Raw genomic sequence first — 6,025 nt, 5'->3', positions numbered from 1 at the left:
AAGGGTGATGAAAATTCCGGTTCGCATGCGCCAGACTCGCATGCATCCAGTCAGATGGGAATCCCATCCCGGATTCAAATGTCAGACGCGATCCACTAGGTTTGACAATCCGGTGCGGTTAAGCCGCTCCCACTGCCACGGATGCACAGGCAACCATAAGTAAGTATCACTATCTGCGCCGCACGCGCGCGCCCTATCGGCGAGAACTTCCTGCTGGGCGCCGCCCAAGGCGAATATTTCGACTACAGCGTCTCCCGCTTCGTAGGTTCCGACCTCCATTTCAAGGGCGGCTACGTTCAGGCCGGCTATATTCTTACTGGCGAAAAGCGAAAATACCTCCAACATGACGCTGCGTTCGGCGGTGTGCACCCGAGCAATCCCTTCTTCTGGGATGTGGCAGGCGGTATCGGCGCCTGGGAGATCGCCGCGCGCTACAGCTACATGGATCTCAACGACAACCTGGTATTCGGGGGAAAGCAAAATAACGTCACCGTCGGCCTCAATTGGTATCTCAACGACAACATGCGCGTGATGTTCAACTGGATCCACGGCACGATAGCGAAATCCAACCTTCCTAGTCAGGATCTCGGCGCCAAATGGGACGCCTACGCGATGCGCACCCAGTGGGCATTTTGAAAACTATATGGAGCCCTTCCAGCTTCACGGAAAAGTCTCCATATATGATCTGGCGCGTTTTCTTCACGCGAAAAGGCATCCATCCTCGGGTCAATCCCGAGGATCTGTGCTTCGCTCGAAGACGCTCTATAAGGCAGGCTCGAACTAAAAAAGCGGCGCTCCCCTGCTTCGCAAATCCTCCACTGGCGAGGTAATCAATCTATCAAGCGGAATGCGAGCGCCTCTGGAGAGAGGCGTCGATCAACGAAGTATCCTCACCTCTCGCTGGTCGCCGCGCGGGCCGTGTCGCCAACCGCCGCCTTGCCCGCTTCAATGAATTTCCTTCGACTAGCTGTAATGCAGGGCTCTCGGTGATGCCTTCGCAGCGGCACAGCACGGCAATCGATTCCTGACCGAGCAGCCCCCCAGCACGAGGCGGGTCTATGTCCGTACGTCGGAGCTATCCGGCATGCCTGCGCCTATGCATGGCGGCGACAAAGTAAGCCACAACACAACCGCGTGTTGCTGGTAGGAGTAAGTAAAAGCAGCGTCGAGTAGGTTGTTCTCCTAAAGGTTTTTTTAAGTGTTTTAAAAGATGGTCATCCTTGTTATTCGCCCGCAGCAGACGGAGATAGAAATGAGGAAATTAGCTGCGGCGGTCCTTGCGACCAGCTTCCTCGTTGGCTCGCTCGTCGCAACCGCTCCTGAAGCAAGGGCCGACGGCGGCCAAATTGCCGCAGGTGTAGCTGGCGGACTCCTCGGCGGGGTGCTTCTTGGCAGCGCTCTCGCCGGACCGCGCGTTTATGTCGCTCCGCCTCCCCCTGTCTACTACGCACCGGAACCGGTCTACGTAGAAGAGACGGAATGCAGACTGGTCCGCAAGCGATATTGGGATGATTACGGCTATCGGATCCGCCACGTACAAGTTTGCGACTGAGGTAGCACGCCGGACATAAGCGTAGCCCTCAATCAAGATGCAGGCCTGGACGATCTGTTCGCACAGCGACGGGTTGATCGTTCGACCGTCGCGGTCCAGAAAATAGCCGACGTGCTGAACCCGTCAATCCGCGGACCGCTGCGGCGCACGGTAAAATGCGCGTTCGAACAGCTCGATCATGGACTCCTCCAGATTTGACAGGTCACCCGCGGCTGGACAAAACCTCGCTGTCGACTACGACACTCGGGGAATTCTCGCCAACGCGGCGGGTCCCGGTTCATCATGACCTGCCACTGAACTGTCATCCAGCGGAGATTAGAGCCTCGGCCGTTTTGATCCGAGACCATTCTTTGGACCGCCGGAGGGTAGAGTTTTCCGGCTTTTTCACGATAGCGGGTTGGCTGCGCCATCGTGATCTTGCAGTGTTATCGGCGGCTTGTTGCCGATTGCACCATGAGGCCGTTCTTCATTGTAGTACTTGCGCCAATCCTCCAACTTTTTCTGCGCGTCGGCAAGGCTCAAGAACCAGTGAGCGTTGAGACATTCCGCGCGCAGGCGGCCGTTGAACGCTTCGATGAACGCATTGTCGGTTGGTTTACCTGGCCTCGAGAAGTCCAGCGTGACGCCTCGTTGATAGGCCCAAAGATCCAGATCGCGTGACACGAACTCGGTGCCTTGATCGACCCGGATGACCCGGCGAGCTGAGCCGGACGCTCGCTCGCGATGTGGATGGCCCGGGCAATGCTTCGGACCATTTGCATGTTCGGGTGAGGTGATGGCGGCGCTCTCCCGCCTCCAAACCATTTTTTAACGGATCTCGTTGGCCGCTTTGCGAGGGGGTCGGATTCGTTCTTGAGAACGAAGGGGAGTCAAACGGAGAACTCTCGGCATAACCACCAGCATCGCGCCGGAGTCCTACGCAGGGTAGCTTATGACCGCTCCTCGGCGCTCCGCAGAGAGCGTCATCTGAGCCTCAACAATCTTGCCGGGTCCGAGTATATGCCGCACCGGAATCTGACGTGAGATGAGGTAGTCGGCGATAATTCGGCGGTGACATCGCCACCAAACGGCTTCCGCACACATGATCGCGGTCAATTCGTGCTGACTCGTTTCAATGATACGTTCCAGGCCGGCTAGGAAGGCCTCGCTCATCGCGTAATCGGCGTAGTTGTGAAAGCTTTGATTTTCCCAGAACGCGTTGATCTCTTGAGCAATCATCTTGCTCTTTCCTCGGTGGCCGCCCAGCGCGGCGCAATAGACATATCCGATCTGGAGGCTTTCCAGAGCATCCGAGAGAGGCTCGCGGTTGAAATTCGGGAACCTACGCGACGACGGCGAGCTTCGGACGTCAACCAATGTGCAAATTTCCGCAGCGATCAAGAGCTCGGCAAACTCGTCGATGGTTCGGATGGAATGTCCAACGGTGTAAACGGGATTCGTCACGCTTGCCAACCGCGCCCCGCTGAGGAAAGTTCCTCGCCTTCTGCCCCGACGTTGCTGTCGAACCAAGGGGGCCGCGTCGGCGCGCATGCGAGAAGTTGCGTCTTCGCCGTCACGGTCCGGGTTGGTCGTGCTGATCGAGCTGTTGCTTGTGGCAATTCTTCCGGGAGCCGTCTGAAGTTTCAGCTGCACGAGCACGCATCAGCGAAGCACGCTTACGCAAGACTCCTATTTTACCCGACTGACCATTACTTTTTCCGCGTCGCATGTGGGGTATCGCGATGGCCTACCGCAGTCCGAAAGATTTGGCCGATCGGATGGCTACTCGGCGCCGGCAAGCGAAGGCTGATGATGGCTACGCGCGAGGAAGGCGTTCCGTGCAAGAGGCATGCAAAAAAGACCCGCCAGTTTCCCGGCGGGTCAAGTCTTGGGTCGAGCTCCGGACGGGCTGATTACCCGTCGGGGGCGGATAATGCCTGCGGCAGATGACCCCAGTCAGACCAAACTGTGTGCACAAACATCCCGCTGAACATGGCGGGATGAGGTTTGATGCTGATCGAAAGGATCGGCAGCAGCGGCTTCTTCGGTAATCGCGTAAACCAAACCCCGCTCCGGCGGGGTTTTCTTATGAGAAAAAGGCCGCCCATTGGGCGGCCTTCTGTAAGGTGGATGGGACTGCACGACGCTATCAAGTGCCGCCGCTGTAACCAACTTTTTCCTGCCCCTGAGATTTGTTGTCCGGATTATCTTCCTTTACGGCCTTCCTGATTTCGGCCTTTCGTATTGTGGCGCAGCTGCGTTGCCGGCTCAGTTGATCGCTTCGACATTCTGCAGCTTCGCCACGAAATGAGCGCATGAAAACGCCCCGCCGGCGAGAGAACCGGCGGGGCTCAAAATGGATGCAGCTCAATCGTCGTCGTGGTCGTTCACCGGCTCGTCCGTCTCGCAGACTTCCATTGTCTTCATGCCGGCCTCGGCTTCGGTCCGGGTGCCGAAGATGCCGTGGTCGACGATGCTCGTCGTAACGGTTGGCTTCTGGTCCACGATGGTGCACCGCTTGGTCGCCGGATCGCGCACCACGTAGTATTCCTCACGAACCGTCGCCGTTTGCGCCAGCGCCGACGTCGTTGCCAATGCGATGAGCGCGGTCATGGCAAATTTCTTCATAGGTGCGGTTCCTCGATTGTTCAACGGAGAACCAAACGCGGTTTGCTTTGGGTTTGTTCCTCACTCGAAACTGTGAACTCCAACCCTCTGATCGTGCCAACCACCTTCTTTTGCGGAACTGCATTGAACGCTTCGCGGAGTTTAAGCCTCATCTGTTGGATAGCGGCCATTTCAAGCTCCAGATTGTGCTGTTGATTGGCGAGATGCGTAAGGGAACAAGCGAGAGATGCCTCTCTAGCTTGATCGATCGAGAAGCTGCTCATTGGGTTGCTCAGGACACGAATGCGGGACGCATATAACTTCAGTAATCGGGAGTTGTTCCTGGCAAGGATCGGTCGCGCGGGATTTGCGCCGTGCACGGCCCGGCAAAAGTAGATCCGCGCGATAAATATGAATGGTCTGCCATATGGATGGCCCGGGCAATGCTTCGGGCCATTTGCTTTTCCGCCGGCACGCTTGCCTGCAAACTCGACCCCGCTCCGGCGGGTTTTCTAGTTCGGGTCTCGGGGCCGGCCGTTTAGAATTATGCTCCGAAGATCGCTTCGGAGGGGTTTTCTGGCCCGCTCGGCAAAGCCTTACCCACGATCGTCAGGATCATCTCTAAATCGCGCTTCATGACGGCGGTGTCCTCACTCTCTATGGCAACACGGGCCAGCGTTCGGATATCCACCAAGGCTTCCCTGGGATCGAGGGAAGGCTCTTTATCTCCCTGTCGAGAGGGGACTTCCTGCCCACGCGCCTTTATCAGTGTTCGGATGTGAGACAAGTTCATACGCTTGTTCATCAAACCCTCCTTTTGTCGCGGCGACGTCTGGGCGACGGCGTCGACCAATTCAGATGTAAATGGCGACGAAGACGCCCCCAAATGCAGAAACGGCAGATGAACCACTAGCGACCGCATGGGTCATAGCCATGTTCGAAATGGGGGTCTTACCGCTTTGGCCGACTGCATCCCGCGGCTTCGGCTTCCTCAGGGCGTCGCGAGGCCGGGCGGTGACGCGGGCTAAGGGCTGGCAGGGCCGTTCGTTCCAAAGATTGTTTTTGTTCCCGGGCCACCGCTTCACCTTCAGTCCCGCTTCGGCGGCTGCGTGGCGCCGGCCTCACGAGCCAGCCGCTCCGCTCTTAGGCGCTCGCGGTTTCTGGCGAATTCCTCTGCTGCTTTCGCGTTCTCAGCCGTTGCGACCCTTGCGGCCGCTTCCCGGCGCTCTTTACGAGCTTGCTTCTGCTCTTTCGAAAGAGGCTTGCGTCGTTCGAACCAATCGGGCGCCTTGATGTCATTTTCCCTTCTTGAGCTCGATCTAGGCAGGTCTTGCTTTCGGCACCAGTCGTTTCAGTGCCTTCTCGATTCCGGCTGATCTTCTAAAAACGACTGGATGCCATCGGTTTCGAGCATACGATAGAATTCGTCATATGCCTCCTTATCGGTGGCAAACCGATCCTCCCAGACAGTCGAGCCACCCTCGTGATCGGTCACTTCAAGAGTCCAGCTTTCGTCGCCTTCAACGAGCCGATAAATTTCGACGTGAACGGTCATGCCGTTGCGAGCCACCGCGCCACCCAGCGGCGAAACTTCAATTTCGGGGGCTTCGTCAATCATGCGTCGAACTCTATTGCTTGCGCGCCTTCAGCAGGTGACGCCGATGCTGCTCGCTAGAATAGCGCCGCGTTACATCAGCCCGATCTTTTCGAAGAAGGCTTTGTTTCGAAGCTTGGCCGAATCCAGCACGTCCTTAAAGGACGAGATCTCGATGAAAATGTTGAAGGCGTCGTCCCAGCTAATGGGATGGACGGCTCTCCCTCCACCATTCAGGCTGAGAGCCTGGAAGAGGAAGGAGAGCTGCAATGACCGTCGAGACGCTCGGTATC

General features: G+C 57.3%; 9 protein-coding genes and 1 pseudogene. 2 read left to right on the top strand and 8 right to left on the bottom strand.

The genetic code is table 11. The features are described 5' to 3' along the window. Nucleotides 1–81: 81 nt before the first annotated feature. Nucleotides 82–279 (bottom strand): IucA/IucC family protein, encoded by a 198-nt coding sequence (locus tag GGQ85_RS20415; protein ID WP_309776043.1) that lies wholly within the window; start codon nucleotides 277–279, stop codon nucleotides 82–84. Between GGQ85_RS20415 and GGQ85_RS20410 the strand changes: the two genes are divergently transcribed. Next, nucleotides 196–636: a porin gene (locus GGQ85_RS20410; RefSeq protein ID WP_309776042.1), complete on the top strand. Its 441-nt coding sequence runs from the start codon at nucleotides 196–198 to the stop codon at nucleotides 634–636. The genes GGQ85_RS20415 and GGQ85_RS20410 overlap by 84 nt on opposite strands. Nucleotides 637–1,252: 616 nt before the next feature. Next, a complete protein-coding gene (locus GGQ85_RS20405) occupies nucleotides 1,253–1,552 on the top strand; it encodes a hypothetical protein (RefSeq protein WP_309776041.1) in 300 nt (99 codons plus the stop codon). Nucleotides 1,553–1,936: 384 nt separating this feature from the next. Here GGQ85_RS20405 and GGQ85_RS20400 read toward each other — a convergent pair. From GGQ85_RS20400 to GGQ85_RS20370, 7 genes and pseudogenes are all read right to left on the bottom strand, one after another. Beyond that, a pseudogene (locus GGQ85_RS20400) lies at nucleotides 1,937–2,248 on the bottom strand (integrase core domain-containing protein); the annotation flags it as partial. Nucleotides 2,249–2,467: 219 nt separating this feature from the next. Beyond that, nucleotides 2,468–3,190 carry a DUF488 domain-containing protein gene (locus tag GGQ85_RS20395; protein ID WP_309776040.1) on the bottom strand — a complete coding sequence of 241 codons (723 nt, stop codon included), beginning with the start codon at nucleotides 3,188–3,190 and terminating at the stop codon, nucleotides 2,468–2,470. Between the two features lie 708 nt (nucleotides 3,191–3,898). Then, the gene (locus GGQ85_RS20390) at nucleotides 3,899–4,159 is read right to left on the bottom strand and encodes a hypothetical protein (RefSeq protein WP_309776039.1); all 261 of its coding nucleotides are present in this window, start codon (nucleotides 4,157–4,159) and stop codon (nucleotides 3,899–3,901) included. A gap of 20 nt (nucleotides 4,160–4,179) precedes the next feature. After that, nucleotides 4,180–4,422, bottom strand: a complete 243-nt coding sequence (locus GGQ85_RS20385) for a hypothetical protein (protein WP_309776038.1) — start codon at nucleotides 4,420–4,422, stop codon at nucleotides 4,180–4,182. A 260-nt stretch (nucleotides 4,423–4,682) separates the two neighbouring features. Then, nucleotides 4,683–4,943 (bottom strand): hypothetical protein, encoded by a 261-nt coding sequence (locus GGQ85_RS20380; protein WP_309776037.1) that lies wholly within the window; start codon nucleotides 4,941–4,943, stop codon nucleotides 4,683–4,685. Between the two features lie 546 nt (nucleotides 4,944–5,489). Beyond that, nucleotides 5,490–5,756, bottom strand: coding sequence for a hypothetical protein (locus GGQ85_RS20375; RefSeq protein WP_309776036.1), 267 nt, complete (start codon nucleotides 5,754–5,756; stop codon nucleotides 5,490–5,492). 69 nt (nucleotides 5,757–5,825) lie between these two features. Next, the coding region (locus tag GGQ85_RS20370) for a hypothetical protein (protein ID WP_309776035.1) at nucleotides 5,826–6,025 on the bottom strand (200 nt) is incomplete at its 5' end.

It is taken from the genome of Nitrobacter vulgaris (genome assembly GCF_031453995.1).
GTDB lineage: Bacteria > Pseudomonadota > Alphaproteobacteria > Rhizobiales > Xanthobacteraceae > Nitrobacter > Nitrobacter vulgaris.
Note: the sequence above shows the minus strand (reverse complement) of the source record. Positions and strands in the feature narration are given on the sequence as shown.